The sequence below is a fragment of the Nostoc sp. CALU 1950 genome, from assembly GCF_051172895.1.
Classification (GTDB): Bacteria; Cyanobacteriota; Cyanobacteriia; order Cyanobacteriales; family Nostocaceae; genus Nostoc; species Nostoc edaphicum_A.
In genome coordinates, this window is the sequence record NZ_JBDNJQ010000005.1 from 1 (window position 1) to 26,294 (window position 26,294).

Below are 26,294 nucleotides of genomic sequence, written 5' to 3' on the forward strand. Positions count from 1 at the left end.
CAGCTAAACCAACAGCTAAACCGACAGCTACGCCAACAGCTAAACCGACAGCTACACCAACGGCTAAACCGACAGCTAAACCAACAGCTAAACCGACAGCTACGCCAACAGCTAAACCGACAGCTACGCCAACAGCTACACCAACAGCTACGCCAACAGCTACACCGACAGCTACGCCAACATCTACGCCAACATCTACACCGACATCTACACCAACATCTACACCGACATCTACACCGACAGCTACACCGACAGCTACACCGACATCTACACCTTAGTCATCAGAAAAAATTCCTACCTCAAAGACTCAAGTCATCTGATTTGGTTCTTCTAAGGGTCTGCCTTTGGGTGTAGGTAGAATTGAACGGCGGTCATTGTAAGGCATAGGAATGTACTGCACGCTGGGTCGTCCTCCTTGTGACTGTGGGTACAGATCCATGAGATTATAAATGGAATGGGGCAGTCCGACGGTTACGGGCAGCCCCATTTCTGTTGCTTCTTCAATAGTGATGGGATAGTCGTGGGTAACGCGCCCAGTTGTTAAGGCTTCGATAATCGGTTCGATATTTTCTGGCAGAACTTTTTGTTTGGGTATACTGTCTTTCAGCAGAGTTCGTACAAACCGCTGTACTTGTTGTATTGCTTTGCGTGAGAGGTCGGCCATAATTAGAGTTTGGTCATCAATCTCACTGATGGGTTTATCTTCAATTACTTTCAGGATGCTTGCTGCTGGGTAATTACCCAATTGGGGATCAACTGGCCCTAAGACAGCGTTAGCATCCATAATAATTTCATCAGAGGCGAGGGCAAGCATAGTACCGCCACTCATGGCGTAGTGGGGTACAAAGACTGTGACTTTTGCTTGGTGGCGAATTAATGCTCTGGCGATTTGTTCTGTAGCCAAAACCAAACCACCAGGAGTGTGTAAAATTAAGTCAATCGGCACATCTGCGGGTGTGAGGCGAATTGCTCGCAATATTTGTTCTGAGTCTTCGATAGTAATGTAGCGAGATATGGGAATTCCCAGGAAACTAATGGACTCTTGGCGGTGAATCAGCAAAATCACCCGACTTTCGCGTTCCTGCTGGAATTCTTGCAAAGCACGCAAGCGCCGATATTCTATTTGACGTTTTTGCCAAAGGGGTTGCAAAGAAGTCAGAAGCAGGAAAATCCAGAATAAATCACCAATACCAAAACCCATATAATATTAATTTATTGTTCAAGAATCACGGTTGCCGTCATTATTGTCGCAAATTTGGTGCGATCGCAGTTCTATCTATAGATTTAAAAGTATCGAACTACACTCAGCACAGAGATATATGAAGAGTGCTGAGTGGGTAAATTCAAAATTATGTTAGCGAGTCCGCGCACCCCTACAGGGAAGCAATCTACGCGTAACGTCTCGTAGAGAACATCATTACGAATTACGTTAGCGACGCAGGAGCGTCATTACGAATTATTTACTACCCTCTTCGCCAAATCTTGATAGTGTCGTCATCACCACCGCTAACTAGCGTTTGGCCATCAGGACTGAAGGCAACACATCTAACATAGTTGGAATGCCCTGTAAGTGTGCTGATTTCTCTGCCACTGTGTACGTGCCACAGTTTGATAGTGTTGTCCCAACTGCCACTAGCGAGAAATTGCCCATCCTGGCTAAAGGCAACTGACCAAACTGAATCAGAATGACCAATGAGAGTACGAATTTCTCTGCCTGTATTTACGTGCCACAGTTTAATCGTATTGTCGCCACTGCCACTAGCAATAATTTCTCCGTCCTTGCTAAAAGCAATACAGTTGACGAAGAAGGAATGACCTAATAATGTGCAAATGTTTCTGCCTGTGTATACTTGCCACAGTTTGATAGTGTAATCATTACTGCCACTGGCCACCAGCTGTCTATCCTTGCTATTAGTTGCAGGCGTTCTCGGAGAGTAGGCAACTGACGAAATTGAGTCGGAATGACCTCTGAAAGTTTGGGTTTCTATACCTGTGTGTACCTGCCACAGTTTGATTGTACAATCAGCACTACCGCTAGCCAGAAACTTACCATCTGGACTAAAGGCAACGGAATTCACCCAATTAGCATGACCAATGAGAGTACGAATTTCTTTGCCTGTGTTGACATCCCACAATTTGATGGTGTTATCCCAACTACCGCTAGCTAAAATTCTTCGATTCAGGTCTACAACTCCCGCAGATTTACCGGAATCACCTTGATAAGAAAGGTTTGAAGAGATTGGGCTAAAGGCGACGGAATTAACCATATTGGAATGACTAGAAGACCAACGACCTAGTTGACGCACTAACTTGCCAGTGCCTACTTGCCAAAGTTTGATGGTGTTGTCATTACTGCCACTAGCAATAAACTGCCCATCTGAGCTAATGGCGATCGCATGAACCATACTAGAATGACCTTTGAGGGTCTGTATACATTGCCAGTTCTGCTGATCTAATACAACAAGTGGTAAAACAGGTGGAGGTAATTTAAGTCTAGGCGTTATCACTAAGGTAGATGATGTTGCTGTTACATCTTCCCCTCTATCCGGGCCTAATAAATCCAACCACTCCTGCACAGACTGGGGACGGTAGGTTGACTCCAAATCCATGCCGCACATAATAGCCTGATTTACCCTGTTGCTGATGTTGGGATTAAAATATTGTGGTGGTTCTAAATTGATATTGTGACGTCTATCATCTGCACTTGTTGGTACAACTGCGGTAAGTAAATTATACAAAGTAGCGGCTAGGGCATAGATGTCAATGTATTCTCCTCGTGGCGCTTCTGATTCATACTGTTCAGGTGGGGCAAAACCAGGGGTACGATACACAGTATGCCTTTGAATCATATTAGGAATAAATTCTCTAGCGATGCCAAAATCTATCAGCACTGCTTCTGATTTATCAATGCGGATCATGATGTTGCGTGGTTTAAGATCCCGATGCAACAGTCCTTTAGAATGGATTAGGGTCAAAGCGTCGCCAATTTGCCGGATGTACAACAGCGCTTCTACTTCTGATAGCACCCCTATCCGCTTCAAGCGCTGTCCTAAGTCTTCGCCTTCAATGTAATCCATCACCATGCAGGGCAAATTTCCCTCATCAAAGATGGTTTCTATCTGTACTATATGAGGATGGTGACACACGGCCAGCCGAACTGCTTCATCACGAAAGTCTTGCCGTAACTTGTTTCGGTGAAGAATCCAGGCGGGGTGATTCAGGATTTCTTCTTTGAGGGTTTTAATCACTCGCTGTTGATTCCGTTGATTTCTGGCAAGATAAGTAATGCCAATTCCACCTTCACCTAGTTGGCTTTCGATAATGTAGCGTCCCCCGAATAAAGACTTTCCTGCATTCCACACCATTAGTAATATTTGACAATTGCTGGTATTTATTTTGGCACGGTATCAGAACAGCCAACACGAATTTTTAGGAATTCCATTTGAATTGCTGTTGTAGTTTTTTGGAGCTTAGTTACTTAGAGAACATTTTCATTAACCTCAATAATTACTAATAGTATAAAGTTGGATATACCCTAATAGTTTTAGCTAAACTATGCCTTTACACCAAAATATGAAAGTTAATTGCTCATGCTAGAGTAAACGTTAACTTTAGCCATATTTGTTCATAATAATTTGACTTGTAGGTAATCTAAAATTATGCTAAAGAATCTGAATCTGAAACAAAAATTTACAATTCTACTACTGGTAATTCTGACATTCGGTCTGAGCTTAAGTGGATTTGCTCTGTCTTCTCTACTCAGGGAGAATGCTAAACAAGATATTAGCTCAACAGCTCTCATGCTCATGGAAACCATGAGTTCTGTTCGTAAATACACTAGTACTCAAGTGAATCCAGAGCTAGCCGATAAATTGGCTACTGAGTTTTTGCCGCAAAGTGTGCCTGCATACTCAGCACGAGAGGTCTTTGAAATTTTACGAAAAACAAAAGACTACCGTGAGTTCTTTTACAAAGAAGCAACTCTCAATCCCACTAATCTTCGAGATAAGGCTGACGGTTTTGAGGCGGAAATTGTAGAAAGGTTTAGAAATAAATCAGACCTTAAAGAAGTGAGTGGATTTCGCTCAATTCCTGTTGGGGATATCTTTTATATTGCTCGTCCCTTACCAGTTTCTGAACAAAGTTGTCTGGTCTGTCATAGTGTACCCGAAGCTGCACCTCAAAGCATGATTAATCTCTATGGCACAGCTAATGGATTTGGGTGGAAGCTTAATGAGATTGTTGGCGCTCAGATTATATCAGTACCTGCAAATAATGTCATTAACAAAGCAAATCAGTCTTCCTTACTAATTATCTTAATTGTATCAACTATATTTATAGCAACTATCCTATTAGTCAACTTATTCTTGAATCGACAAGTTGTTATGCCTCTCAAACGCATGACTCGCATAGCCGAAGAAGTTAGTACTGGACATCTGGAAGTTGAATTCGAGCAGATGTCTAATGATGAAATCGGTAATTTAGCTAAAGCCTTTAAACGGATGCAGTTAAGTTTAGAAATGGCAATGAAAAGAATCAAACGCACTCAGGGAAGTACAGGAGACTAAACAATCCAAAATTAAATATTATCCCCTTGAAATCTTTATGAGAATAATCTTTTTCTGAATTCAATAGCTGCTTGAAAGTCAGGAATTTGCCTAGCTATAAGTTCAATAAACTGTTCAGGCGAGATGTAAGGATTTTCATCTAATATTTCTTCTATAATCACATTTGCCATTGGGCCGATGTGGTAGGCTAACCCCTGGTGACAACTTTTGATAAATGCTGGTTGGAGGGAAGGTTGTTGTTGTTCAATTCGCCCAGTTTGTGGACTAGTAGGTGAACTAAGTGAACTAAAAATTGTTTCTCCAGGTTGGTTGTATGACTGCGATATTGCCGACATAGCCTGAAATTCCGGATTAAATACCGTGGCAGGTAAATCATCAAACATAATTGCAGGAGACATTGCCACTTTTGGTTCTCCAATACGCTGTAAATCTGTGATAACTTCCCTGGCTGTTTGGTATCGCTTGTTAGGCCTATCTGCCAACATCTGATCGAGTACTTGAGCAAAACTATCAGTTACGTAGGTATAATAACGCCAGTTCCAATCAAGTGAATACTGATCCATTAGTAAAGATGGATCTCTACCTGTAAGTAGCACAATAGCTGTTACGCCCAAAGCATAGAGGTCACTAGAGGGTGAACATAAACCTAAGCTAATCTGTTCTCGGGGAGCGTATCCCACTTTCCCGACGAGGGACATTTTGCCAACAAAGGTTACCTGGTGGTTAGAACTTCTCCCCTCGTTCACGTCAGCAATTTGCTTACCGACACCAAAATCAATCAGTACTGGCAGATCCTTGCCAGTGGGTAACATAATGTTATCAGGAGAAATATCTCGATGGATAATGTTGTGCTGGTGGACATATTCCAAAACAGGCAGCAGATTTTTTAGCCACTGGATAACTTCGTCTTCAGAGAAATTTCTTCCTTGACGTTGAAGTTCTCCTAACAATCTCGAATATGTTTTACCATCAACATACTCTTGTACTAGGAATAGCCGACCATCTCCTTCAAAGCAAGCCAAAAACTTGGGAATTTGAGGATGTTGCAATTGATGAAGAATTTTTGCCTCTCTTTTAAATAAGTTGCGATATTGTTCCAGTCCACTCTCCCCTGTGCCAATGGGTGCAAACTCTTTGAGAACACAAGGTTCATCAAATCTACGAGTGTCAAAAGCTAAGTAAGTTCGTCCTAATCCTCCCTGTCCTAGAACTTTTTGGATAATATAGCGGTTATCGATTAGAGTTCCAGCAGCTATTTCTGGCCTTGTGATATGAAACTGTGACATCTCATCGCACTCCTAGCGATTTTATTGTTGATAGATTATTTAGTTTGCTGAAAGTCAGAAACTCTAGCAGATAAAGGCTGATAACATCCTTCAAATTGAGGTTAGCACCACTATCAAAACAAGGAAATACACTTTTCTACAATCTTTCGATGGTCTTGTGTGACCAAATAGACAATTTTTACCTGAGTAGTTTAATCATGCTACTCATACTTAGGTATTTTAGCAGCCGCAACATAGCCAGTGTCTGCGGTAATATCTGCGAATGTTCAGGGCATCGCCTTTTAGATTTGATGCTGAACCTTATCTATACGCCTAGTAACCCAATTGACACCGAGTTTAGGAATAGTAAGGATATAGCGTAACATTATGGTTTTTCTGAAAAACTGAGGTTTCTATAGACTTCCTGAAGAAAATATTATACGTATTTCAAGTGCTAAATATGCGATCGCTCTCAAAAATTAATCTTTCTGAGAGCCAATCTCATTATGAGATAGCTGTTTCAGAATCCGCTATCAAGGTTTCAGTACAGGTGATTTCTCAAAAACAAAAAATATACTTTGTATCATAAAAGACTCCCAAAGCTACAATAATTCATCTAGTTCATCAGGATTCACACCTAACTGACGCAAACGTTCTGCTAATTGTTCTGCTTTTCGTTTAGCTTGAGCAGTTTCTTGTTTGGCTTCTGTAGCTTCTTGTTCTGCAATGATCGCTCGTTCAGTTGCAGCAGCGGCTTCTTCTGTGGGTACGGGAATTAATTCTCCCGCCAAAGTGAACCACCTTAACCACAACCTTTCAATATCTCGAAATGAACCCTGCCATAAGCCTAAACTTAAATCTATCTCTGGCATTAGTAGATATCCATCAGTCAAGTTCATCGGTTCATAGTGACCACCGACTAACTGGAAAGCCCGAAGTTCATTAGTATAGCGACTAAAAACAACATAGTAGGGAATCCGCAAAATTCGTTCATAAACTTCCCATTTACTAGGAGGTTTATCTGCTGCACTTTCTCTTCTTGTGCCTAAATCTTCATCTTCCGTACCTGGAGATAATAATTCAACAACCACGAAGGGATTTGCTGGTTCTTGCCAAGTTACATAACTTAACCGTAAATCCTCCCCTTTGTATAATTTTCCTACGCCTACCACACCAAACCAATCTGGGCGTTTATACCACAAAGGATGCTGGAGATCATAGTAGAGATTAAGATCAGCCGCACTATAAACTAGTTCTGGATTCCAGTTAATTGGCTGAAAAGTTAAATATAAAAGTAAGGGTTGTAAAAAGTGAAAATCGTCTGGCAAACCGGGTTCCTCTGGGTTGTCACTTGGTAAATCATACATTGTTGGTAGATTTTCCCAAGGAGGAAGCGGCGGATCAGATTGGGGAATATAGTGGGGAGAAGAAGTCATAGTCAAATTCTGAACATTTTGAGAGTGGCTGGATACAAATTATGCTTCCAATTTTGCCGAGTCTTTTAACAGCGATCGCTCCCAAATCCAATCGAGTAAAATTGGATTGACTAACTCCGGCGCTTCATCCTGCGGACAATGCCCCACTCCTTCTAAAGGAATAAACTTTTGTACTTGAGGAAAGTTAGCTAATTCTCTTCCTAACTTAATTGGTTCCCACGGATCAGCCGTTCCCCACAAGATAATTGCCGGACAGGATAACAGTGGTAAAAGGTCTTCTGGTAAAGGGCCTGTAGAATAAGAAGTAAAGGCCAGGAACACAGCACCAGCGCCCACATCGCTTGCTGGTGAAGTGAGAATATCTACCAACTCATCTGTCACCATCTCAGCATTCGAGTATGCTTGCAGCAGAATTTTCCGCACTGTTTTCGGTTTGGCGAGTTGATTAAAAAAGAACTCGCCAATTGGTTTGATAGATAACAGGCGTTGCAGTAGAGGCGCTCCGTAACGACGAGATAAAGGTAAAGTTACCCGTTTGCGATCATGCAACAGCCGTAAAGAACAGTTGAGCAAAGCAACTCCCAAGGCAATATCTGGGTTGCTTACTGCTGCTTGCATGGCTACAATACAGCCAATAGAATTTCCGACTAAAAAAGCTGGCTCACCGACAACTTCGCGGCAAAAATCTGCTACTTGCTGTCCCCAGGTTTCTAATGTGTAGGCAATTTGTTCACCAGGTTGAGGTTTTGCGGAAGCGCCAAAACCAATCAAATCAATCGCATAAACACGGCAACTTTCCGCTAATACGGGAATATTTTTCCGCCAGTGCCACCAAGAAGCGCCAAATCCATGCACGAGGACAACAGCTGGCCCAGTGGTTCCTTGGGTTTGATAGCAAATTGGAAAATCCTGCCAAATCCAGGTTTTTGTAGAAGTGAGTGCTGTGTTTGAAGTTGAGGTTGTCATGAGAATTTTGATGAAAACAAGGGTAAAAGCCTTTCAGTAGCAAAGCGCAAGTAAAATTGTTTTGAATTTGAAGAAAATTTATCAGATTTTCAAAATAAATCTTTTGCTCTAGTGATAGCCTATACCTATACCACGAAAGCTTCTAGGCTGATAACACTAGCATTAAGCTGATAGTTTTATCTAGTTATAGAGAGTTTTCATCTTGTTGATAGAGGTAATTTACTCATAACTTAATATTATGTCAGTATTAGAAATCAGAACTTTTGTAATGTGAGTAATATTTTCGCTATTTGGAGATGTCAGCGAATTAGCATCAGTGATAGATTCAGTAGTTTCACAATTTACGATAGCTAATATAAGTCTATAAGATTGGCGAATATGAGGCATCGGCTAAGGGGTGGTTTGCAACTGGAAACTGACGCTGAATTTAACAATATTTTTCTTGTTCCTAGTTCTGCGGGCCAGAAATCATGAATCTACTAGAAACAATTGATACTCCCGTTGGGAGCTACGCACCAGATTTTGAACTGCCAGGAATTGATGGTCAAGTACACCATCTCAGGCGTTATCTTGAAAAGTTCCGAGCAGTCGGTGTCATTTCCATGTGTAACCACTGTCCTTATGTAGAGTGGTATCTAGGCAAGCTCAGAAACATTCAAGCCGAATTTGCGCCAAAAGGCTTTACACTAATTGGGATGAATGGTAGTGATGGCGATCGCGAAACTCGGTCAAGCTTTGAAAATATGAAAGCTTTTGCCCTGCGTCACCACTTGAACTTCCCCTACCTGTGGGACTCTACGCAAGATGTGACCCGCAGTTTTGGTGCTACAAAAACACCAATGGCTTTTTTAATAGATACTAATGGTATAGTCCGCTACAAAGGTAGAATTGACAATCATCGCCAAGACCCATCATCGGTGGGAGAGGATTATTTGAGAACTGCGATCGCTTCTCTGTTTAAAGGTCAAGAAATAGATATACCACAAACAGAACCAATAGGTACTACATTGATTTGGCGTAACTAGACATAGATAGTCCCTGTAACTGCTATCTTAAATTGGAGGCAATTGCAACTTTTTTGATAAAGCGGAACTTCATGGGAACGAATTACCGACGGGTTTTACTCAAACTGAGCGGTGAAGCCTTAATGGGCAACATGGGCTATGGCATTGATCCAGAAGTGGTCAAAGGAATAGCACAAGAATTAGCAGAGGTGATAGCCACTGGCACTCAAATTGCCATAGTTGTTGGCGGCGGCAATATTTTTCGTGGCGTCAAAGCAGCGTCGGCGGGGATGGACAGGGCAACCGCTGACTATATCGGGATGATTGCCACGGTAATGAACGCCATGACGCTACAAGATTCTCTGGAACGCATAGGAGTACAGACGCGGGTGCAAACTGCGATCGCTATGCAAGAATTAGCAGAACCGTATATTCGTCGTCGTGCCATCCGTCATCTTGAAAAAGGACGGGTGGTAATTTTTGGTGCTGGTTCTGGAAATCCCTTTTTTACTACAGACACCACTGCGGCATTAAGAGCAGCAGAAATTGATGCCGAGGTGATTTTTAAAGCCACCAAGGTAGATGGAGTGTATGATGCCGATCCTCATATTTATCCCGACGCCAAGCGTTACAATAGCCTTACCTACGCACACGTTTTAGCCAAAGATTTGCGGGTGATGGATAGTACTGCGATCGCCTTGTGTAAAGAAAATAATATCCCAATTCTGGTATTTGACCTAACGGTGCGAGGCAACATCCACCGAGCAGTCTTGGGAGAATCCATCGGTACCCTTGTGGGAGGTTCTTGTGAAATTAGCTGAAGCTGAGAGTACGATGCAAAAGACGGTTGAGGCAACTCAACGATCTTTTAACTCAATTCGCACTGGTCGAGCCAATGCGAGTCTATTAGATAAGGTATTGGTGGATTATTACGGTTCGCCCACTTCCTTGAAATCACTGGCAAACATTAGCACGCCGGATGCTACGACGATCTTAATTCAACCCTACGATCGCAGCAGTTTAAATATAGTCGAAAAAGCGATTTCTTTGTCAGATGTCGGTTTAACCCCCAGCAACGACGGTTCCGTGATTCGGTTGAATATTCCGCCCTTGACAAGCGATCGCCGTAAAGAACTCGTCAAAATAGCATCTAAGTATGCTGAAGAGGGTCGTGTTGCTATTCGCAACATCCGCCGCGATGCCATAGACGCCATTCGCAAACAGGAAAAAAACGCCGAAATTCCTGAAGACGAAGCACGAGATCAGCAAGATAAATTGCAAAAACTAACAAACAAGTACACTGCCCGAATAGACGAATTACTGGCAGAAAAAGAAAAAGACATTACGACTGTTTAAAGTCTAAAGTCTGAAGCATAAAGGCTGAAGGATAATGGATAAATTCTTCAGCCTTTATCATTTCTTAGGTATCTAACAAAAATTGATCAATTATCTCAATAGAAAATAAACTAATTCAGGAGCAAAAATTCAGCCTTATGTACGACTGTATCATCGTCGGCGCTGGGCCAGCTGGTGGAACAGCGGCATATCATTTAGCCAAACAAGGTCGCTCAGTATTAGTGCTGGAAAAAGAATCCTTGCCAAGATATAAACCTTGTGGCGGTGGTGTATCTCCAGCGATCGCTCAATGGTTTGACTTTGATTTTAGCCCAGCGATTTCTCTGAAAGCCGACTCCCTTCGCTTTACCTGGAAATTGGGCGACCCAGTGGAAGCAAAAACTGCCACTAAAGAACCAGTCTGGATGGTGCGACGAGATATTTTTGACCATTTCCTAGTACAGCAAGGACAGAAGCAAGGGGCTGAACTACGAGATAATACTGAAGTAACGGGTATTGAATTTAAAAGTGACTATTGGCAAGTTAACACAGCCAATGGGCCAGTTACAGGTCGCTACTTAATTGCGGCTGATGGTGCTAAAGGGCCGATGGCAAAATGGCTAGGTTTCAAAGAACGGAAACGTTTCCTCACAGGGGCTTTAGAGGCAGAAATCCCTGGAGTTGTAGAAAACCAACCCGTAATTCATTTTGAGTTTGGCTTAGTCAAAAACGGCTATCTCTGGAACTTTCCCAAAGCTGATGGTTATTCCATAGGTGTTGGGACGTTTATTGGCCGTCAACCCCAAGACTTCAAAAAGATTTTGGATGAGTACGCCAAATCATTGAATTTAGACCTCAAAACCAGCAAACAATATGGTCATCCCCTATGTATTTGGGATGGTAATCAAAAGCTGCACACCCAAAATGCTGTTTTGGCTGGGGAAGCTGCTTGTGTGGTTGATCCCATGACAGCAGAAGGCATTCGCCCCTCAATTTTTAGCGGTTTGCTCGCAGCCGCAACCATTAATGAAGCACTTTCTAATGACACTAACGCTTTAGAAAGATATAGCGAAGCTATTAATGAAGAGTTGGGGACTGAGATGGCTTGGGCGCAAAAGTTAGCTGGAGCGTTTTATCGGTTTTCCAACATTGGCTACAAAGTTGGTGTTAAGCACCCCTCTGCTCCCCAAATCATGGGTAAGATTATGTGTGGAGAACTGCGCTATGGCGACGTTGCCGGTCGTGCCCTCAAGCGTTTAATTTCTGGTTTTGGAGGTTAATTAACCAGACAAGTTGCTTGAGCAACTTGTTAAAAGTAAGCAAACTTCCGTCACTGTATAATAGGCATTTCTAAATATGGCAATATGGCAATTTACTTGATAAAACGGCTATCTGTGTTCGCTAATATTCTTGCTCTTGTCCTCTTCATGCCGGGAATTGCCTTAGCTGCACCCGTTCAAATCAATACTACTTTTGGTGTTATTTTCGCCCAGACTACCAAAACTGCAAGCTATTCCACCTCATCGGAGATTGACCTGACTCCCTTACAACGCCAAGAAATCCAGGCTGTACGTCAGAGAAGAAACAGAGAAATTGAGGCAGTGTTAAACTCATCCCAACGTGCCCAACTTAATCACAATCTCCGGGCTGGTAATAATCTCAATCAAGCATTAGAAAAATTGAATTTGAAACTAGAGCAGCAAGAGTTGGTAAAGGCGATCGTGCAATTTACTAACTTGAAAATGAAAGTTATTTCATCTAGGCATTTGCTAAAAATAGGACAGAAGTAAGAGCAAAAGCAATCATTTTGCGTAGCGCTTTCTTTTTGCTGTGGTTTAGCAAATAGGAAATTTTCATCTACATCATTCTTATACCCTGGCGACTGGAAGTCGCGGCTACACAAACAAAGTCCGCCTTCGCGGACTAATGCTAAAGCGTAAATCTCTGGATAGTTGGCGATCGCTAAACTTATGGAAACAGTTGATTAATCGGGACTTCAACTTTTGGAAAAGCAATCAAGGATAACGTTGCATCCTCCTGCAAAATAAATTCAAGATTGTAGCCTTCTAACCCCGGTTCGCGGAAAATATAAACCTGACGCTGATTCACATCCAAAATCCAGTAGTCAGCAATTCCTGCCTTAGCATAAAGAGGCGCTTTTTGTTTACGATCTGTTTCTAGTGTCCGATGATATTCGTTTACAGTCCACAAGCGCACTCTAGTTTGTGTCATTGTATATTTCCTGTGGCTGACTACGCCTACGCACATCACTTTTAGGCGATTATCTCTTACTCTCAACTTTGACAGCATCTATAATTAATCTTGCCCTATTTAGTTCGTTACCATGTCGGAAGAAGATATCCGAGCCGCCAGGCTGGAGAAAGTAGAACAACTCAAGCAGCTAGGGACTAACCCTTATGCCTATCGTTGGGAATCTACCCATCATGCAGCGCAGTTGCAAGAAAAGTTTGCCGATTTAGTCAGTGGTGAAGAAGTTGATTTAGAAGTTGCCATAGCCGGACGCATTATGGCACGTCGCGTTTTCGGTAAATTAGCTTTCTTCACTTTGCAAGATGAAACCGGCACAATTCAGCTTTATCTAGATAAAAATCGCATCCAAGAAGGTATGGCAGATATTGATGCCGATGCCTTCAATCACTTGAAGCAACTTACGGATGCAGGCGACATTCTAGGAGCCAAAGGTACTATTAAACGGACTGAAAAGGGCGAGTTATCTGTCTACGTTAAACAATATACTATCCTCACTAAATCCCTGTTGCCCCTACCCGACAAGTGGCATGGATTAACGGATGTTGCCAAGCGTTACCGTCAGCGCTACGTTGACTTGATTGTTAACCCGGAAGTGCGACAAACTTTCCGCCGTCGCGCTCAAATTACTGCTGGTATTCGCCGCTATTTAGAACAGCGGGATTTTCTGGAAATTGAAACGCCAGTTTTGCAAAGTGAGACTGGGGGTGCAGATGCACGTCCATTTATCACTTATCACAACACTTTAGAAATGGAGTTGTATCTGCGAATTGCCACAGAACTCCATCTCAAGCGGTTGATTGTGGGTGGTTTTGAAAAGGTGTTTGAATTGGGGCGAGTTTTCCGCAATGAGGGAATTTCAACTCGACACAATCCCGAATTTACGACGATTGAAGTTTACCAAGCCTACGCCGATTACAACGATATGATGGCGTTGACTGAAGGGATTATTACTACTGTCGCCCAAGACGTACTTGGCACATTAGAAATCACCTACCAAGGGGAACCTATAAATTTAACACCACCTTGGCGACGGGTGACAATGCACGATTTAGTTAAAGAATTTACAGGTTTGGATTTTAATTCGTTCCCAAGTTTGGAAGCAGCAAAAACAGCAAGTAAAAATGCTGGTATTCCTGGTATAGATGAAGCTCAATCAATTGGTAAGTTACTGAATTTGGCATTTGAAGAGAAAGTAGAGGCCAATTTAATTCAACCTACCTTTGTAATTGATTATCCTGTAGAAATTTCGCCCCTAGCAAAACCTCACCGTTCTGTGCCTGGTTTAGTAGAACGATTTGAGTTATTTATAGTCGGGCGAGAAACTGGGAATAGCTTCTCAGAACTTACCGATCCTATTGATCAAAGAGAACGCTTAGAAGCACAAGCGGCGCGGAAAGCTGCTGGCGACTTAGAAGCCCAAGGTGTAGATGAAGACTTTCTCACCGCTTTGGAATATGGGATGCCGCCTACTGGTGGTTTAGGGATTGGGATCGATCGCTTGGTGATGTTATTAACTGATTGTGCCAGTATTCGGGATGCGATCGCTTTCCCCTTACTCAAGCCAGAAAAATTAGAATCATCCCCAGATTAAGTCTGGGGATTGGGGACTGGGGATTGGGGACTGGGGATTGCTTCTCATGTCCCTAATCCCCCAATTCCTACACCACTACTTTTTCTAAAATCAGCTTAGAACGCTTCACTTGATCAGGAATTGCCACGGGATAATCTCCGGTGAAGCAGGCAGAACAGAAACTATTGGTGTCTTCTCGTGTCGCTTCTAGCATTCCCTCCCAACTAAGATAGGCAAGGCTATCTACTTCGAGTTGTTTGGCAATTTCCGCTACTGACTTGGTAGCAGCAATGAGTTGATCCTGAGAATCGGTATCGATGCCATAGAAGCAGGGATGAGTTACAGGCGGAGAAGAAATTCGCATGTGTACCTCTATTGCACCTGCTTCACGCAAGGTTTTGACTAGTTTACGGCTGGTAGTACCGCGAACAATCGAGTCATCTACAATGATTACTCGTTTCCCTGCCAGCACATCTTTGAGGGGGTTGAGTTTCATCCGCAGACCCGATTCGCGCATGGTTTGGGTTGGTTGAATGAAGGTTCGCCCAACATAGCGATTTTTAATCAGTCCTTCGCCGTAAGCAACACCAGACGCTTGGGAAAATCCAATAGCAGCAGGTATACCAGAATCAGGAACACCAAAGACAATATCGGCATCTACAACAGATTCTTTAGCTAATTGATGCCCTAACCGCATTCGATAGCTGTACAAACTCTCGTTGTGCATAACGCTATCAGGGCGGGCAAAGTAAATCATCTCAAAGATGCACAATTTCCGCTCAGATTTTTGACTCCAATGATAAGAAGCCAAACCTTCTTCAGTAATCCAAACTAATTCACCTGGTTCTACATCTCGCAGGTATTCGGCTCCAATGATGTCTAAACCACAAGTCTCGGAAGCCAAAACGTAACGGACTGGATTACCAGCTAAAGTGCCAATTACCAAGGGTCGAATGCCATTGGGATCGCGGACACCCATAACACCGACGGGAGTACCAATAACTAAACTAAATGCTCCTTCGCAACGGTGAAATGCCTGAATTCCACCTTCTAGCCAATCAGCACCCGTATCTATGGCTTCTGCGATCGCAAAAGCGATCATTTCTGAGTCTGTTGTTGTGACTAAGTTACATTTATTCTCAAGCAACTCTTGACGTAGTTGCACTGTATTGACTAAATTACCATTGTGTGCCAGAGCTAATGAACCTAAACGGGTTTCTAATACTGCGGGTTGAGCATTAACTTTGCGGCTAGAACCTGTTGTGGAATAACGAGTGTGACCAACAGCAAGGCTACCGGGCAATTGATCCAAGACAGATTCATTGAAAACTTGAGACACCAAGCCCATATCTTTGTGGAGATGTACCTTTGTACCCTCAAAGGTGGCAATACCAGCTGATTCTTGACCCCGATGCTGGAGGGCATACAATCCAAAGTAGGTCAGTTTAGCAACGTTTTCTCCTGGGGCGTAGATCCCAAAAACACCACAAGCTTCTTCTGGCTTGTCAGACTGATTTTCATGACTATTGATTGGGTTGTTGGTCTGGTCGGGGTATTCATCCGAAGTGACAGAATGAATAGAAATCATGCTAGCTTTGCTCCTGGTGGGGGGGTCAAGTCACTGGGATTGTATAAATGGTTGCGGAGTTCTTAACAAATCTTTAACCATCCATTAAAACAGTACCGTAATTATGCTCAGAGACGCTAATAAAAGAGTAAGGAGTTATGCTTTTTATTCCTAACTCCTAACTCCTCACTTTCAACTCCTCACTTTTTTAACTAGGGGTAGTGGTGTGGATGGCGATACGTCTGGCGATCGCATGGGAATAGCGATCGTTCATATCTTCGATACTAACTTTGATTAAGGTTTGGTTATCAGTGGTGAAAACCCCCAAACCCGCCTCAAAATTACCAACTGTGCCCAGTTTTTGCCAATCTTTACCCAGATGTTCCTGTAAGTATGATTCCCAAATTTGTTGTTGTGCTGATGCTACAGAAACTAAAATTCTGGCACCACCTTCGGCAAACAGCACTTCATCCAAGCGGTTTAATTGCATTGGTGCTATTTCTAAATTGATTTCAGCACCAAGGTTTGCAGCAATACAACATTCGGCTAATGCGATCGCCACTCCTCCCTCAGCAGAATCGTGGGCTGAACGTACCCAACCATTACGAATTCCTTCACGACAAACTTTCTGCACACGGCGTTCCAAGTCAAAATTTACCCGTGGCGGTTTTCCGGCAACAGTATCGTGGATAGTGGCTAAATATTCAGATGCTCCTAGACTGATTTGGGATGTCAGAGGCAATCCGAGAAGATAAATCACATCGCCGGATGTTTGCCAACCTTGACCACAAATTTTGGTGATATCGGGAATTAAGCCCACCATACCCACAACAGGAGTGGGATAAATGGGTTGTGGGATGCCTTCAGAATCTAGGGTTTCGTTGTACAAAGAGACGTTTCCGCCTGTGACTGGTGTTGCTAATTCTCGGCAACCTTCCGCCAAACCGCGACAAGCTTCTGCTAATTGCCAGTAACCAATGGGTTTTTCTGGAGAGCCAAAATTTAGGTTATCTGTCACAGCCAGAGGTTCTGCACCCACACAACTAAGATTGCGGGCTGCTTCTGCCACCACTGCCTTAGCTCCCTCGTAGGGGTCAAGATAAACATAACGAGGATTGCAATCTACCGTGGCAGCAACACCGCGTTGGACATTGGGAATTCTTCTCTGCTCCTCTGCCCCCCTGCTCCCCCGCCCCTTGTCCTCTTCAAGGGGGCGCAAACGGATAACAGCAGCATCTGCACCACCTGGCAGTGTTACCGTATTATTTTGTACTTGATGGTCATACTGACGATATACCCAATTTTTAGAAGCGATCGTGGGTGTATCGAGCAAAGTTAACAGAATATCATTCCAACTTTGCAGTCCTCCTGGAAGTTCTATTCCAGCAGTTGTGGAAGGAGGTAAGGAATCAGCAGTCCATTCCCAAGCTTGACGCGCATATTCTGGTGCTTCTGCCAATAACTCCCGGTTATACAGTGGTGTATTCTCCGCCAAAGCCTCAGCGGGGATTTCTGCTGCTATTTCACCCTGGAAGAGAATCCGCACAATGGGTTCAGCGATGACTGTCCCCGCGACAACAGCTTGAAGTCCCCAGCGGTGGAAAATATCGATTAATTCCTGCTCACGCCCCTTGTGTGCAACGAACAGCATTCGTTCTTGAGATTCCGAAAGCAGATATTCATAAGGAACCATCCCCGTTTCTCTGACGGGAATCTTATCTAAATCTAGTTCAATTCCCACACCGCCTTTTGCTGCCATCTCTGAGGTAGAACAAGTGATCCCCGCCGCTCCCATATCTTGGGCGGCGACAACTGCACCCGTCTTAAACGCCTCCAGACAAGCTTCAATTAACGACTTTTCCAAAAAAGGATCGCCCACTTGTACAGCAGGGCGATCGTCTATGGATTGATCACTCAATTCTGCACTAGCAAAACTCGCGCCTCCCATACCGTCGCGCCCAGTGGTGGAACCAACATACAGCACGGGGTTGCCTAAGCCAGATGCTCCAGATTTAACGATTTCTGAGGTTTCCATCAACCCCAATGCCATAACGTTCACCAGAGGATTACCAGAGTAAGCAGAGTCAAAGTAAACTTCGCCGCCAACGGTGGGTACTCCCACACAGTTACCATAATGAGAGATTCCTGCCACGACACCGCTAAACAGCCGTTGGGTTTTGGGATCTTCTAAGGAACCGAAGCGTAACGAGTTTAATAGGGCAATGGGACGCGCACCCATTGTAAAAATATCTCTGAGAATACCTCCGACTCCCGTTGCGGCTCCTTGAAAGGGTTCGACTGCTGAGGGATGGTTGTGAGATTCAATCTTAAAAGCTAGTTGGAGTCCATCACCCAAGTCTACAACACCAGCATTTTCACCAGGCCCCACCAGGATGCGGGGGCCATCGATGGGAAATTGTTTGAGTAGGGGTCGAGAATTTTTGTAACAACAATGCTCAGACCACATCACGCCAAACATTCCTAGTTCAGCTTTGTTGGGATGACGGCCTAGCCGACGGACAATTTCTGCGTATTCTTCTGGTTTAAGACCTTCAGCAGCAATTTCTTGGGGGGAAAAGGCTGGTTTTGAGGTTGCAGTCATGGAAGTAATGCACTCTGGGGGACAGAGCATTATTCTATCGATTTACTTGCCCTGTAAGTGCAGTTCCATGAATGCAGATAGTTCTTCTTTGGATATTTCTTTCTGAACTACTTGAATCACCAAGTTGTAAGCTTGCTCTTGGGATAAGTTCAAACTGTAGCCGTTTAAGGTTATGAAGGTATCCATAACCGCAAATGCAGTGCGTTTATTGCCATCAATAAACGGATGGTTCATCGCTAAATGGTATAGGTATGCTGCTGCTTGCTCGTGAATTGTAGGATGGAGAAGTTCGCCGCCAAAAGTAGCTTGAGGTTGTGCCAATGCTGAATCTAGCAAACCTTCGTCTCTGACACCAGATGTTCCACCAAAGCTGTTTATCTCATCTTGGTGATTGAGAAATAGAAAGAAATCTAGGAGTCTGCAAGGCGACGGTAAACCTCCTGCCATTTCTGTTTAGAAGCTAAATAAGCCTGCCATACCTCTTCATCTGAGGCAATCTGATTTGAGGCAGTATTTTCTAACTTGTCTTCATTTTGTTCAATCTCGCGGAAAGATTGGGCAAAATCAGGAATATTTAATAATACTTTTTCAGTAACTTCGTTTTCTTCTGTTTCCTGCAAGTAAGCCAGAAACGCAACTGCTAATCGCAACTTTTCAGGAGAAAGCTGACGCAAACGGCTTTCGGCTTCTGATAAATAAGTGCTGTGTTTTTGTTCTGTTGCCATCGTTACCCCAAACTAGGTATGTTGCAAGACATTGTGAATCAGTTCTGCTGCTAACTCTAGCTTATCGCGCTGAGTGAGGGCTTTCAGGTCAACAATAATCGAAGCTTTTATACACGGATATCCGTCTTACACCAAATGCTTTAGTCTTTAAAGATAACTTGACTTTGTAATCTCAGTGAAATTTCTAGCTCTTGAACTTGCATAAATCTGCTGTCAATCAGAGATTATTCGGGTATATGCAGTTTAGATGTAACAATCAAGTGACGAGAATCACACATATCGATGATTCGGATCGTCTCTTTGCGATCGCTAACTAAGCATAATTAATGACAACTGAACTCTAGCCGAGTCATTAATAGGGAACACACTTAAATTGCCGACAGCCTTAATCAAGGACTGTCGGTTTTTTGTATTTGTCATTGGTCATTGGTCATTAGTCATTAGTAAAATGCCCTATGCCCTATGCCCCATACCCCATGCCGAATGCCCATATCTATCAAATTTCCCCACAACTGGTTCGTAACTTGACAGAGATTTTGCCACAGCCACTACCAAATGTGGGGAAGGTATGATCAAATTGGGGATCTTATGCCTATCGAGTGCTAATATTTTGCACTCACTCTAGTAGATCGGAAGTATATTCCTAGAACCAGCACACACTTTGTATTAAGACATCGCTTGAATGATGTAATCAAAGTAGGGTGCTGCTTGAGCAGCGTCTTCCGCACTCAGTAAGCTAAGAGAGGCTGTTTTGAGGCAATTGATCGCTGTTACCATTCCAGGCACGGGAACGCCCAATGAATTGTACATTTCCCGCACACCAATCAAACCGATTTTTTCAATTGGCTCTTTATCACCGGCAAGCACACCATAAGTAATTAGGCGTAAGTACCAGCCAAAATCACGGATACATAGAGAGCGTTGGCGTTCTCCGTAAGCATTGCCACCAGGGGAGATAAACTCAGGACGGTTCTGCCAAAGTTGTTTGGTTGCTTCCTGAACTATCTTTTTTTCATTTTCGGCTAAGGTAGCCGCAATCCGCGTCCGTTGTACGCCGGTTTGCAAAAAGTCTTTGATATTTTTAAGTTCGCCACTGCTGGGATAACGCAGTTCGTCGTCGGCTTTGAGAATAACTTGGCTAATTACAGTCATGATGATTGAAATCACCTGAAATATTATCTGTTAGTTTAGCGAGTTGGAGGTACACAAGTGAAGGGATCGGAGCTAGTTATGTATTGAATTTATCTATTTAGGGGTGTGGGGACTGAAGAAGGGAATAGGTAACAGGTTACAGGGTAAAGATTATTCCCTATCACCTGTCACCTGATCCCAATGACTAATGACCAATGACCAATGACTAATGACTAATGAATAAAATAATTTGGCAACAGGGTGAATTAATTGAAGTTACGATCGCTAATCTGAGTGATACAGGCGATGGTGTGGGACGCGCTGATGAGCGTGTTGTGTTTGTCCCAGATACTCTTCCAGGCGATCGCGCCATTGTCCGCTTAGTACATGTTAAACCCAAATACGGCCACGGGAAGCTCCAGCAGCTATTAGAACCATCCCCACATCGGATTAGACCTAGCTGTATTGTGGCGGATAAGTGCGGTGGTTGCCAGTGGCAGCATATTAGTTATGATTACCAGCTAGCAGCCAAGCAAAATCAAGTTATCCAAGCAATAGAGCGCATTGGCGGTTTTGTTCAACCACCAGTAGATCCGGTACTCGCTGCCCCTTCTGCTTTGGGCTACCGTAACAAATCTACATATCCTCTAGGCACATCGGCAACAGGACATGTACAGGCTGGTTACTATCAAAAAGGTAGTCACCAATTAATTAACTTAAATCAATGTCCAGTCCAAGATGCGCGATTAAATCCCTTACTTGCCGAAGTTAAGCAGGATATTCAACAGCAAGGTTGGCAAATTTATGACGAACAGCGTCACCAAGGAAAAATTCGTCATCTCAGTTTACGCATTGGCCGACACACTGGGGAAATGTTGCTGACTTTGGTGGTGAAAGACTGGAATTTATCAGGAATTGAAACCCAAGCCCAGGAATGGTTAAAGCGTTATCCGCAGTTAGTGGGAGTGTCGCTCAATCGCAATGGCGATCGCACAAATGCTATCTTTGGATCAGAAACCCGTTGCATCGCTGGAGTCCCCCACCTGCGTGAAAATTTTGCTGGACTGGAATTTCAAGTACGCCCAGATACATTTTTCCAAGTGTATACAGAAACAGCAGAGGCACTATTGCAGGTAATTCAATCAGAACTCAATCTTCAAGGGCATGAGTTGCTAGTTGATGCCTACTGTGGTATTGGGACTTTAACTTTACCCCTCGCCAAAAAAGTCCGTATTGCTACAGGATTAGAAGTGCAATCAGCAGCAGTAGAACAAGCTATTTTGAATGCCCACCACAACGGAATTGATAATGTGACATTCCAAGTCGGAGCAGTAGAGAAATTGCTTCCAAAAATGGGCACAATACCAGAAGTAGTAATACTCGATCCGCCACGTAAAGGGTGCGATCGCGCTGTCATCGACACTTTACGGCAATTGAAACCATCTCGGATCGTTTACGTCAGCTGTAAAGTAGCCACCCTCGCCCGCGACCTGAAATTACTTTGTCAAGACGGGCTATATACTATCACACGGGTGCAACCTGCCGATTTTTTTCCTCAAACGGCTCATGTTGAAGCTGCTGCCTTTCTTGTGCTATCACATTTAGACCAGGGTAGTAATTCCTTTAAAAAAACTGAAATTTGAAATTTGTAGTTTAGTGCATACCAAAGATGCTAGAATTGAATTAATCCAAAAATAGAAATTCATTTTGTTTAAATAAATTCAAGTTGCATAGGTTCTTAAAAATATGAAGTGGATTGTGTAAATGAAAAATCGGCAACTAACTAGAGTATACAAATGCTCTTTAAACTTAACAGCATCTTTTTAATTTGCTGACTTCATTATCAAAGTTATTCCAGCCGCCATATATCTGAATAATCCCAACTCATACTATAGAGCCAATGCTCCCTAGCATTTTCAAAATTTAGTTTTAAAGACGCAAGTTTGAAGGCAGCATGACCACCTCAAGTTTTATCAGGGTGCCTGTAATAGCAAACTGATGTCTAGCTAACTGAAAGCTATGGGGTTTCTCTTGTGATTACTATTTCACTCCGTCCAGTTGGACGTTATTGGGGCACTATTAGTTTTGCCTCAACCCTCTACCTTTGTCCCATATTAGATTTATTGCTGGCAGAAATTCCAGTAAAATTACAAGCAGAACTGCGGTTAGGACTTCAAGAAGCCCTAGTAAATGCAGCTAAACATGGAAATAATCTTGATCCCAGTAAAACAGTTGTAGTTCGTTTTTCCTTAATAGATAATCAATATTGGTGGATAATATCAGACCAGGGTAGTGGCTTTACTCCCTCATCTACAAGTAATGAAGAACCAACAGACTATCTTCCACCAGATGAGTCAGAAAATGGTCGTGGTTTATGTCTTCTGCATCAAATTTTTGATCAGGTAGAGTGGAACCGCAAAGGCACAGAATTGAGGCTTTGTAAACAAATGGAAAATCGCCGCGGATTATCTCTGCGACGGTAAGGTATTTTGGAGTTAGGAGTTAGAAGTTAGGAGTTAAGAATTTAAAACTTTTAACTCCTCACTCCTAACTTTTAGCTTTTTCCGTGAGTTGGACAGGGAGGCGCAGAAATAGAGCGATCTAACCAACCAATTGCTTGTTCTAATCTAGCTTGAGCTTCTTGTGGCTGATTCTTTAAAAGATACACAATAGCTGCTGCCACTTGTTCATTAGCACGGGAATTGCGGTTAGACTTGAGGCGATGCCAATCGTTAGGGGAAATACTCAGTCTTTCCATCAGGGCTTGAGCTAGTTCCAGAGTACTAAGTTCATTCAGTTGACTGGTTTGAGACAGCTGGGTAGATTGGGACATAATTATGAGTGCTGAGTGCTGAGTATTGAGTGCTGAGTCAAAAACTCATAGTTTTAATTTTGACTATTGGCAGACTCGCCTTTAATCTTAGTTTACTACTTGTACATGAAGCCGTCTAAACAATCACAACCGCCAGGGGAAACTCCAGAACCAGATTTTGAACAAGAACTAGAGGAAGTAGAGCGATCGCTCCTGTCCTTAAAAGAACGTTACGATCAAGTGCAACGCGATCGCCAACAACAGGCACAATGGCAACAGCGCCGCGATCAACTAAAGCACAATAAATATCAGACACCAGAAATCAAAGCAGAGTTACGGCAAATTCAACGGCAGTTGGAAATGCTAGAACTAAACTTAGAAAGCCAGCTATTTTCTTGGCGTAGCCTCAAAAAACCTTTCTGGCAAGTCGTCCGCTTTGGTGGAATGGGCGTTATCATAGGCTGGATATTAAAGTCTTATGCTGGGTAAATATGGTAAATCGACGGATTGCAGAAATATTGCGAAGTGGCCAACCTGATGAATCCCTCCAAGTGCAAGGCTGGGTGCGGACGAAACGCGAATCTAAAGGGTTTGCTTTTATTGAAGTCAATGACGGCTCATCACTAGCTAATTTGCAAGTCGTCATCAATCAGGATTTGCCAGATTACGAAGCTATCTTGAAAAAATTGAATACGGGTGCTGCTGTGGAAGCCACAGGGGTACTAGTGGCTTCTCTTGGTAAAGGACAGCGAATTGAGTTGAAAGCCGAGTCTATAAAAGTTTACGGCGAAGCTGATCCCGATACATATCCCCTGCAAAAGAAACGCCATTCCTTTGAGTTTCTGCGAACCATTGGACATTTGCGATCGCGGACTAATTCTTTTGGTGCAGTTTTCCGCGTCAGGAATGCTTGTTCAGCAGCAATTCACCAATTTTTCCAAGAAAGAGGCTTTTTGTGGGTACACACACCCATCATCACTGCTAGCGACTGCGAAGGCGCGGGTGAACTGTTTAGCGTTACCAGTTTGGATTTAAAGAACGTTCCCCGCACAGAAAATCAAGCAGTAGATTACAGCCAAGATTTTTTTGCTAAACCCACATATTTAACAGTTAGCGGCCAGTTGGAAGCGGAAGTGATGGCGATGGCGTTTTCTAACGTTTACACCTTTGGCCCTACCTTCCGTGCAGAAAATTCCAACACCTCCCGCCACTTAGCAGAATTTTGGATGGTTGAGCCAGAAATGGCTTTTTGTGACTTAGAAGGCGATATGGATTTAGCTGAGGCGTTTCTCAAACACATTTTTAAATATGTGTTGGAAACTTGCCCAGAAGATATGGAATTTTTCAATGAACGCATTGATAAATCCGTGCTGGCAACAGCCGAAAATATTATTAATAATCAGTTTGAACGGTTAACTTACACAGAAGCCATCAAACTTTTAGAAAAAGCTGATGTTAAATTTGAATATCCAGTAAGTTGGGGTTTAGATTTACAATCAGAACACGAACGCTACCTAGCTGAACAATTATTTAAAAAGCCTGCGATCGTTACAGATTATCCAGCGCAAATCAAAGCTTTTTATATGCGCTTGAACGACGATGAAAAAACCGTCCGCGCAATGGATATTCTCGCACCCAAAATTGGCGAAATTGTCGGCGGTTCCCAGAGGGAAGAACGTTTAGAAGTATTAGAACGCCGTGTATTAGCGCAAGGATTAAACCCAGAAGACTTGTGGTGGTATCTTGATTTGCGTCGTTATGGTACTGTTCCCCATGCGGGTTTTGGGTTGGGTTTTGAACGACTTGTACAATTTATGACGGGTATGGGAAATATTCGTGATGTGATTCCGTTTCCGCGTACACCACAAAGTGCTGAATTTTAGTTTAAATTTTAGACCTGGCCATTTCTAATCGCCAGGTTTTTGACTTTTGTGGATAAAGAGAAATCAAACTGAACATATTTATCATGAGCATACAAGACCAAACCATTGGTAAAATCCGGCAAATGCCAGAAGCTTTAGTTGAGGAAGTAAGTGATTTTATCGACTTCCTATTAATAAAGCATAGCGGTAAGAACTGGGAACTATGGCTTCAGTTTAGCGAGTCGTTAGAAATAGTAGAATCAGATTTTTCAGAATATTTATCTAATTTAGAAGATTATGAAGAACGCTTGACGCGTGGAGAAATCCAGTGGTAGATATCTCAAGAGGAGATGTAGTTTTGTGTGATCTAAATCTTGTTATTGGTACAGAACAAGCAGGCATTAGACCTGTCGTCGTAGTGCAAATTGATCGGGCAAATTCTGTTAGTCCCCATACCATTATCGCACCATTCACCTCAAAAATTAGACGTGCTATTTTAGCCTCTCATGTGTTCGTACCTACTGGAATCGGTGGTTTAAGCCAAGATTCTGTTGTGCTGTGTGAGCAAATTCGGGTTGTTGATAAATCAAGAATTATTAGAGTGATTGGTCATTTGGATAATAGTTATTTAGGGAACTTGGCAATAGCTTTGTGTACTATCCTTGGCTTAAGGATTATGAACAATAATAATGATTGATAAATATTAGGTATTATTACATTATTTGTGTGTTGATGAACCGTTCCCCATGCTGTTTTTGAGTTGGTTTTTGAGCGACTCGTGCAATTTATAACGGGTATTGGAAATATTCATGACTGGCGATCGCTAATTGCTTCAACTGCTTTGGCTACTTGGGTTAATACCAATTAAGTGTAATAAACTATTTGATAAAAGCTGTTAACATCTGTTCTTGTGACCCTGATATCCTGAAAATATGTTAGTTAATTCTCCATAAGATTTTTCTTGGATAAACTACCAGTTATTTGTAAATAATGTGTTTTAACTTCGGACGTTATTTACAGGTCGCTACAAGTATTTAAGGGACTCTGGCACTCCCCAAATTTTAATTGTTCTATCAATGCTATAACTAGCAATGAAGTTACGGTCGCTACTCATGGCAACATAAGCAATTGGTGCTATATGCCCCTGCAATGTACATAATTTTCTGTTCATTGCCAAATC

27 protein-coding genes are annotated in these 26,294 nt (G+C 42.9%); 14 read left to right on the forward strand and 13 right to left on the reverse strand.

All coding sequences use genetic code 11. From position 1 onward, the window contains the following. The coding region (locus ABF638_RS02510) for a hypothetical protein (RefSeq protein ID WP_435019973.1) at positions 1-278 on the forward strand (278 nt) is incomplete at its 5' end. 29 nt (positions 279-307) lie between these two features. Here ABF638_RS02510 and ABF638_RS02515 read toward each other — a convergent pair. Continuing rightward, entirely contained in the window at positions 308-1,201 is an 894-nt protein-coding gene (locus ABF638_RS02515; RefSeq protein ID WP_181927851.1) for an SDH family Clp fold serine proteinase, read from the reverse strand. Positions 1,202-1,463: 262 nt separating this feature from the next. Then, complete coding sequence (locus ABF638_RS02520) at positions 1,464-3,365, reverse strand: protein kinase domain-containing protein (protein ID WP_435019975.1); 1,902 nt, start codon at positions 3,363-3,365, stop codon at positions 1,464-1,466. Between the two features lie 294 nt (positions 3,366-3,659). On the opposite strand from ABF638_RS02520, the gene ABF638_RS02525 reads away from it, so the two are divergent. Further along, the gene (locus tag ABF638_RS02525) at positions 3,660-4,568 is read left to right on the forward strand and encodes a c-type heme family protein (RefSeq protein ID WP_435019977.1); all 909 of its coding nucleotides are present in this window, start codon (positions 3,660-3,662) and stop codon (positions 4,566-4,568) included. A 35-nt stretch (positions 4,569-4,603) separates the two neighbouring features. Here ABF638_RS02525 and ABF638_RS02530 read toward each other — a convergent pair whose 3' ends face one another. From ABF638_RS02530 to ABF638_RS02540, 3 genes are all read right to left on the reverse strand, one after another. Beyond that, entirely contained in the window at positions 4,604-5,854 is a 1,251-nt protein-coding gene (locus ABF638_RS02530; RefSeq protein WP_435019979.1) for a protein kinase domain-containing protein, read from the reverse strand. A 581-nt stretch (positions 5,855-6,435) separates the two neighbouring features. Beyond that, the gene (locus tag ABF638_RS02535) at positions 6,436-7,269 is read right to left on the reverse strand and encodes a Uma2 family endonuclease (protein ID WP_435019981.1); all 834 of its coding nucleotides are present in this window, start codon (positions 7,267-7,269) and stop codon (positions 6,436-6,438) included. Positions 7,270-7,308: 39 nt separating this feature from the next. Beyond that, a complete protein-coding gene (locus tag ABF638_RS02540; protein ID WP_435019983.1) occupies positions 7,309-8,235 on the reverse strand; it encodes an alpha/beta fold hydrolase in 927 nt (308 codons plus the stop codon). Between the two features lie 470 nt (positions 8,236-8,705). Here ABF638_RS02540 and ABF638_RS02545 point away from each other — a divergent pair, with 470 nt between their 5' ends. From ABF638_RS02545 to ABF638_RS02565, 5 genes are all read left to right on the forward strand, one after another. After that, positions 8,706-9,260, forward strand: coding sequence for a thioredoxin family protein (locus ABF638_RS02545; RefSeq protein WP_181927857.1), 555 nt, complete (start codon positions 8,706-8,708; stop codon positions 9,258-9,260). Between the two features lie 71 nt (positions 9,261-9,331). Next, on the forward strand, positions 9,332-10,060 hold the full coding sequence (gene pyrH / locus ABF638_RS02550; protein WP_069074277.1) for a UMP kinase: 729 nt from the start codon (positions 9,332-9,334) through the stop codon (positions 10,058-10,060). Continuing rightward, on the forward strand, positions 10,047-10,595 hold the full coding sequence (gene frr / locus ABF638_RS02555; protein ID WP_069074278.1) for a ribosome recycling factor: 549 nt from the start codon (positions 10,047-10,049) through the stop codon (positions 10,593-10,595). Before pyrH ends, frr begins: the two co-directional genes overlap by 14 nt. Positions 10,596-10,732: 137 nt before the next feature. Further along, complete coding sequence (locus ABF638_RS02560) at positions 10,733-11,854, forward strand: geranylgeranyl reductase family protein (protein ID WP_435019987.1); 1,122 nt, start codon at positions 10,733-10,735, stop codon at positions 11,852-11,854. An 84-nt stretch (positions 11,855-11,938) separates the two neighbouring features. After that, entirely contained in the window at positions 11,939-12,364 is a 426-nt protein-coding gene (locus ABF638_RS02565; RefSeq protein ID WP_435019989.1) for a hypothetical protein, read from the forward strand. Between the two features lie 178 nt (positions 12,365-12,542). Here ABF638_RS02565 and ABF638_RS02570 read toward each other — a convergent pair whose 3' ends face one another. Beyond that, a complete protein-coding gene (locus ABF638_RS02570) occupies positions 12,543-12,806 on the reverse strand; it encodes a Uma2 family endonuclease (protein ID WP_435019991.1) in 264 nt (87 codons plus the stop codon). 112 nt (positions 12,807-12,918) lie between these two features. On the opposite strand from ABF638_RS02570, the gene lysS reads away from it, so the two are divergent. Further along, positions 12,919-14,436, forward strand: coding sequence for a lysine--tRNA ligase (gene lysS, locus ABF638_RS02575; RefSeq protein WP_435019993.1), 1,518 nt, complete (start codon positions 12,919-12,921; stop codon positions 14,434-14,436). Positions 14,437-14,503: 67 nt separating this feature from the next. Here lysS and purF read toward each other — a convergent pair whose 3' ends face one another. From purF to ABF638_RS02600, 5 genes are all read right to left on the reverse strand, one after another. Next, positions 14,504-16,003: an amidophosphoribosyltransferase gene (purF, locus tag ABF638_RS02580; protein ID WP_435019995.1), complete on the reverse strand. Its 1,500-nt coding sequence runs from the start codon at positions 16,001-16,003 to the stop codon at positions 14,504-14,506. A gap of 187 nt (positions 16,004-16,190) precedes the next feature. Then, a complete protein-coding gene (purL, locus tag ABF638_RS02585; protein ID WP_435019997.1) occupies positions 16,191-18,584 on the reverse strand; it encodes a phosphoribosylformylglycinamidine synthase subunit PurL in 2,394 nt (797 codons plus the stop codon). 42 nt (positions 18,585-18,626) lie between these two features. Further along, a complete protein-coding gene (locus tag ABF638_RS02590) occupies positions 18,627-19,031 on the reverse strand; it encodes a type II toxin-antitoxin system death-on-curing family toxin (protein WP_435019999.1) in 405 nt (134 codons plus the stop codon). Beyond that, positions 18,995-19,309 carry a hypothetical protein gene (locus ABF638_RS02595; RefSeq protein ID WP_435020001.1) on the reverse strand — a complete coding sequence of 105 codons (315 nt, stop codon included), beginning with the start codon at positions 19,307-19,309 and terminating at the stop codon, positions 18,995-18,997. Before ABF638_RS02595 ends, ABF638_RS02590 begins: the two co-directional genes overlap by 37 nt. Positions 19,310-19,975: 666 nt before the next feature. Beyond that, positions 19,976-20,461, reverse strand: a complete 486-nt coding sequence (locus tag ABF638_RS02600) for an allophycocyanin subunit alpha-B (RefSeq protein WP_069074287.1) — start codon at positions 20,459-20,461, stop codon at positions 19,976-19,978. Positions 20,462-20,676: 215 nt separating this feature from the next. Between ABF638_RS02600 and rlmD the strand changes: the two genes are divergently transcribed. Both rlmD and ABF638_RS02610 read left to right on the forward strand, forming a co-directional pair. After that, positions 20,677-22,083 carry a 23S rRNA (uracil(1939)-C(5))-methyltransferase RlmD gene (gene rlmD / locus ABF638_RS02605; RefSeq protein WP_435020003.1) on the forward strand — a complete coding sequence of 469 codons (1,407 nt, stop codon included), beginning with the start codon at positions 20,677-20,679 and terminating at the stop codon, positions 22,081-22,083. Positions 22,084-22,473: 390 nt separating this feature from the next. Beyond that, on the forward strand, positions 22,474-22,923 hold the full coding sequence (locus ABF638_RS02610; protein ID WP_435020005.1) for an ATP-binding protein: 450 nt from the start codon (positions 22,474-22,476) through the stop codon (positions 22,921-22,923). A 71-nt stretch (positions 22,924-22,994) separates the two neighbouring features. Here the strand turns inward: ABF638_RS02610 and ABF638_RS02615 are convergent, their stop codons facing one another. Then, positions 22,995-23,273: a DUF6439 family protein gene (locus tag ABF638_RS02615; protein ID WP_435020007.1), complete on the reverse strand. Its 279-nt coding sequence runs from the start codon at positions 23,271-23,273 to the stop codon at positions 22,995-22,997. 105 nt (positions 23,274-23,378) lie between these two features. Between ABF638_RS02615 and ABF638_RS02620 the strand changes: the two genes are divergently transcribed. The 4 genes from ABF638_RS02620 to ABF638_RS02635 all read left to right on the forward strand — a co-directional run bounded on the left by ABF638_RS02620 (position 23,379) and on the right by ABF638_RS02635 (position 25,811). Next, complete coding sequence (locus ABF638_RS02620; RefSeq protein ID WP_435020009.1) at positions 23,379-23,741, forward strand: hypothetical protein; 363 nt, start codon at positions 23,379-23,381, stop codon at positions 23,739-23,741. Positions 23,742-23,743: 2 nt separating this feature from the next. Next, positions 23,744-25,135 carry an asparagine--tRNA ligase gene (gene asnS / locus ABF638_RS02625; protein WP_435020011.1) on the forward strand — a complete coding sequence of 464 codons (1,392 nt, stop codon included), beginning with the start codon at positions 23,744-23,746 and terminating at the stop codon, positions 25,133-25,135. 83 nt (positions 25,136-25,218) lie between these two features. After that, positions 25,219-25,449 (forward strand): hypothetical protein, encoded by a 231-nt coding sequence (locus ABF638_RS02630; protein WP_435020013.1) that lies wholly within the window; start codon positions 25,219-25,221, stop codon positions 25,447-25,449. Beyond that, positions 25,443-25,811, forward strand: coding sequence for a type II toxin-antitoxin system PemK/MazF family toxin (locus ABF638_RS02635; protein ID WP_435020015.1), 369 nt, complete (start codon positions 25,443-25,445; stop codon positions 25,809-25,811). Before ABF638_RS02630 ends, ABF638_RS02635 begins: the two co-directional genes overlap by 7 nt. Positions 25,812-26,138: 327 nt before the next feature. Here ABF638_RS02635 and ABF638_RS02640 read toward each other — a convergent pair whose 3' ends face one another. Then, entirely contained in the window at positions 26,139-26,285 is a 147-nt protein-coding gene (locus ABF638_RS02640) for a hypothetical protein (RefSeq protein ID WP_435020017.1), read from the reverse strand. Between the last annotated feature and the right edge of the window lie 9 nt (positions 26,286-26,294).

Bases quoted from the DNA above. Each gene is read 5' to 3' on its own strand.
- ABF638_RS02515 (WP_181927851.1), bottom strand. From the start codon at position 1,201: ATGGGTTTTGGTATTGGTGATTTATTCTGGATTTTCCTGCTTCTGACT.
- ABF638_RS02520 (WP_435019975.1), bottom strand. From the start codon at position 3,365: ATGGTGTGGAATGCAGGAAAGTCTTTATTCGGGGGACGCTACATTATC.
- ABF638_RS02525 (WP_435019977.1), top strand. From the start codon at position 3,660: ATGCTAAAGAATCTGAATCTGAAACAAAAATTTACAATTCTACTACTG.
- ABF638_RS02530 (WP_435019979.1), bottom strand. From the start codon at position 5,854: ATGTCACAGTTTCATATCACAAGGCCAGAAATAGCTGCTGGAACTCTA.
- ABF638_RS02535 (WP_435019981.1), bottom strand. From the start codon at position 7,269: ATGACTTCTTCTCCCCACTATATTCCCCAATCTGATCCGCCGCTTCCT.
- ABF638_RS02540 (WP_435019983.1), bottom strand. From the start codon at position 8,235: ATGACAACCTCAACTTCAAACACAGCACTCACTTCTACAAAAACCTGG.
- ABF638_RS02545 (WP_181927857.1), top strand. From the start codon at position 8,706: ATGAATCTACTAGAAACAATTGATACTCCCGTTGGGAGCTACGCACCA.
- pyrH (WP_069074277.1), top strand. From the start codon at position 9,332: ATGGGAACGAATTACCGACGGGTTTTACTCAAACTGAGCGGTGAAGCC.
- ABF638_RS02560 (WP_435019987.1), top strand. From the start codon at position 10,733: ATGTACGACTGTATCATCGTCGGCGCTGGGCCAGCTGGTGGAACAGCG.
- ABF638_RS02565 (WP_435019989.1), top strand. From the start codon at position 11,939: ATGGCAATTTACTTGATAAAACGGCTATCTGTGTTCGCTAATATTCTT.
- ABF638_RS02570 (WP_435019991.1), bottom strand. From the start codon at position 12,806: ATGACACAAACTAGAGTGCGCTTGTGGACTGTAAACGAATATCATCGG.
- lysS (WP_435019993.1), top strand. From the start codon at position 12,919: ATGTCGGAAGAAGATATCCGAGCCGCCAGGCTGGAGAAAGTAGAACAA.
- purF (WP_435019995.1), bottom strand. From the start codon at position 16,003: ATGATTTCTATTCATTCTGTCACTTCGGATGAATACCCCGACCAGACC.
- purL (WP_435019997.1), bottom strand. From the start codon at position 18,584: ATGACTGCAACCTCAAAACCAGCCTTTTCCCCCCAAGAAATTGCTGCT.
- ABF638_RS02590 (WP_435019999.1), bottom strand. From the start codon at position 19,031: ATGGCAGGAGGTTTACCGTCGCCTTGCAGACTCCTAGATTTCTTTCTA.
- ABF638_RS02595 (WP_435020001.1), bottom strand. From the start codon at position 19,309: ATGGCAACAGAACAAAAACACAGCACTTATTTATCAGAAGCCGAAAGC.
- ABF638_RS02600 (WP_069074287.1), bottom strand. From the start codon at position 20,461: ATGACTGTAATTAGCCAAGTTATTCTCAAAGCCGACGACGAACTGCGT.
- rlmD (WP_435020003.1), top strand. From the start codon at position 20,677: ATGAATAAAATAATTTGGCAACAGGGTGAATTAATTGAAGTTACGATC.
- ABF638_RS02615 (WP_435020007.1), bottom strand. From the start codon at position 23,273: ATGTCCCAATCTACCCAGCTGTCTCAAACCAGTCAACTGAATGAACTT.
- ABF638_RS02620 (WP_435020009.1), top strand. From the start codon at position 23,379: ATGAAGCCGTCTAAACAATCACAACCGCCAGGGGAAACTCCAGAACCA.
- asnS (WP_435020011.1), top strand. From the start codon at position 23,744: ATGGTAAATCGACGGATTGCAGAAATATTGCGAAGTGGCCAACCTGAT.
- ABF638_RS02630 (WP_435020013.1), top strand. From the start codon at position 25,219: ATGAGCATACAAGACCAAACCATTGGTAAAATCCGGCAAATGCCAGAA.
- ABF638_RS02640 (WP_435020017.1), bottom strand. From the start codon at position 26,285: ATGAACAGAAAATTATGTACATTGCAGGGGCATATAGCACCAATTGCT.